This is a genomic window from Pseudomonas sp. R62, from assembly GCF_000257605.1.
Lineage (GTDB): Bacteria > Pseudomonadota > Gammaproteobacteria > Pseudomonadales > Pseudomonadaceae > Aquipseudomonas > Aquipseudomonas atacamensis.
Map to the genome: position 1 here is coordinate 2,055,471 of NZ_JH635999.1, position 1,183 is coordinate 2,056,653.

Annotated in this window: 1 protein-coding gene; it reads right to left on the reverse strand. The window is 55.6% G+C overall.

Going from position 1 to position 1,183, the window contains the following annotated elements; translation table 11 throughout:
• Window positions 1-61: 61 nt before the first annotated feature.
• Window positions 62-841 (reverse strand): ABC transporter substrate-binding protein, encoded by a 780-nt coding sequence (locus OQK_RS27070; RefSeq protein WP_016775210.1) that lies wholly within the window; start codon window positions 839-841, stop codon window positions 62-64.
• Between the last annotated feature and the right edge of the window lie 342 nt (window positions 842-1,183).

A 1,183-nucleotide genomic window follows, 5' to 3' on the forward strand; every position in this document is an offset into this window, starting at 1 on the left:
AATAAAAGAACATAAAAAAAGTGGCCACCGCGCAAACGGGGCCACTTTTTTTCACGGCGTATTAATGGCCGTACACGTCAAAGTCGAAGTACTTGTCCTGGACTTTCTTGTACTCGCCATTGGCGCGGATTTCGGTGATGGCTTTGTTGAACTGCTCAGCCAGTGCGGTATCGCCCTTGCGCACGGCAATGCCAGCGCCGCCGCCGAAGTACTTGGCGTCTTCGTAGGTCGGGCCGACGAATTCGAAGCCTTTGCCGGCGTCGGTTTTCAGGAAACCGTCGCTGAGGTTGACCGAGTCAGCGAGCATCGCGTCGATACGCCCGGACACCATGTCGAGGTTGGCTTCCTGCTGCGAACCGTAGCGCACCAGATCGATCCCGGCCGGAACCAGCACTTCGGTCGCGTAACGGTCGTGAGTACTGGCGCGCAGCACGCCGACTTTCTTGCCCTTGAGTTCGGTCAGCGGGTCTTTCACGCCCGAGCCTTCCTTCATCACGAAACGTGCCGGGGTGTGGTAGTACTTGATAGTGAAATCGACGTTTTTCTTGCGATCGTCAGTGATGGTCATCGACGACAGGATCGCGTCGATCTTCTTCACTTTCAGCGCCGGGATCAGGCCATCGAACTCTTGCTCGACCCACGTGCATTTAACCTTCATCTGCGCGCACAGTGCGTCACCGATGTCCACGTCAAAACCAGTGAGTTTGCCGTCAGGGGTTTTCATCGAGAATGGCGGGTACCCGGCTTCGATACCGATGCGGATCGGCTTGGCGTCTTCGGCCACGGCGGTCAGGGACAACATCGACAGTGCCAGGGCACCGAACATCACTAGCTTTTTCATTTATTACTCCCGTGCGGAGGCTTTTATTGGCAGCTTTCGAGTCAGCGTTCGGTCATGGCGTTCTAACGGCAAAAACCGACGTGGCCGGCAGTCTATGGCGGCGCGCACGGAGGCAATTGTTTTTAAGCGACAATTACTTACAGAACATCGGCGCACGCATTGACGAGGGTCAACGCGTGCGCCGTGGTGGTGCGAAGGCTGTAGGACAAGACTGTTTTCAGAGCAAGAAACACCGATCCTCCTGTACAAGGAGCTGCCGGAGGCTGCGATCTTTTGATCTTGTTTTTTGAGATCAAGATCAAAAGATCGCAGCCTCCGGCAGCTCCTACAGAACGTCAGCAT

Bases quoted from the DNA above. Each gene is read 5' to 3' on its own strand.
- OQK_RS27070 (WP_016775210.1), bottom strand. From the start codon at position 841: ATGAAAAAGCTAGTGATGTTCGGTGCCCTGGCACTGTCGATGTTGTCC.